Genomic DNA, 1,201 nt, shown 5'->3' on the forward strand with positions numbered 1-1,201 from the left:
TGTATTAGTCGCGACTTGATCTGACACATCATCTTGAAAAGGTGAGAGTTACCCGTTTTGATAAAGGTGTCGAATCTTCAATCAAAACAAAAGAGGTAACTCTCATGTTGCATACTAACAACCCCATTATTAAACACAAAGCAGGTTTGCTGAATCTCGCTGAGGAGCTCGGCAATGTTTCCAAAGCCTGCAAGGTTATGGGCGTGTCCCGTGACACCTTCTATCGCTATCGTGAACTGGTTGAGGATGGCGGCATTGATGCGCTTATCAACCGCTCCAGACGCACGCCCAATCTGAAAAATCGTGTTGATGACCATATAGAGCAAGCTGTCATTGATTACGCCATTGAGTTTCCCGCCTATGGTCAAACCCGAACCAGCAACGAACTGCGCAAGCAAGGCGTCTTTGTTTCCGGCAGCGGCGTACGTTCAATTTGGCTCAGGCACGGGCTGGAAAACCTCAAGAAGCGCCTGGCCGCATTGGAAGCAAAGATGGAGCGCGATGGCATCATTCTGACAGAAGCGCAGGTGGCAGCCCTGGAAAAGAAAGCCCAGGACGATGAGGCCTGCGGTGAAATTGAAACCCATCATCCTGGCTATCTGGGCTCACAGGACACCTTTTACGTCGGCAACCTCAAAGGTGTGGGGCGGATATACCAGCAGACCTTCGTCGATACCTACAGTAAGGTCGCCTTTGCCAAGCTCTACACCACCAAAACCCCAATCACCTCTGCCGACCTGTTGAACGACAGAGTATTGCCGTTTTTCGAAGCTCAGGCGCTGCCGATGTTGCGTATTCTCACTGACCGGGGCACCGAGTACTGCGGTAAGGTTGAGCAGCACGATTATCAGCTGTATCTGGCTATCAATGACATCGAACACACGAAAACTAAAGCCAGGCATCCACAGACAAACGGTATCTGCGAGCGTTTCCATAAGACCATTCTGACTGAGTTTTATCAGGTCACGTTCCGCAGAAAGCTGTATAGCACACTGGAGGAGCTGCAAAAAGACTTGGACGAATGGCTGGCGCTGTACAACAATGAGCGCACCCATCAGGGCAAAATGTGCTGCGGTCGCACACCGATGGCTACATTAATTGATGGAAAACGGGTTTGGGCTGAAAAGAATTTAGCCCAAATCTAATCTGACAACGGCACCCCAAAATCGGGTAACTGTCAGATCAGGTCTGAGCTATTACA

1 protein-coding gene is annotated in these 1,201 nt (G+C 50.0%); it reads left to right on the top strand.

Annotated features, from left to right (window positions below; all coding sequences use genetic code 11):
* Positions 1-104: 104 nt before the first annotated feature.
* The gene (locus KJI95_RS19360) at positions 105-1,145 is read left to right on the top strand and encodes an IS481 family transposase (protein ID WP_214508839.1); all 1,041 of its coding nucleotides are present in this window, start codon (positions 105-107) and stop codon (positions 1,143-1,145) included.
* The last annotated feature ends 56 nt before the right edge of the window (positions 1,146-1,201 follow it).

The organism is Shewanella jiangmenensis, from assembly GCF_018596335.1.
GTDB classification, from domain to species: domain Bacteria; phylum Pseudomonadota; class Gammaproteobacteria; order Enterobacterales; family Shewanellaceae; genus Shewanella; species Shewanella jiangmenensis.

Coding starts and splice junctions, on each gene's coding strand:
- KJI95_RS19360 (WP_214508839.1), top strand. CDS start 105: ATGTTGCATACTAACAACCCCATTATTAAACACAAAGCAGGTTTGCTG.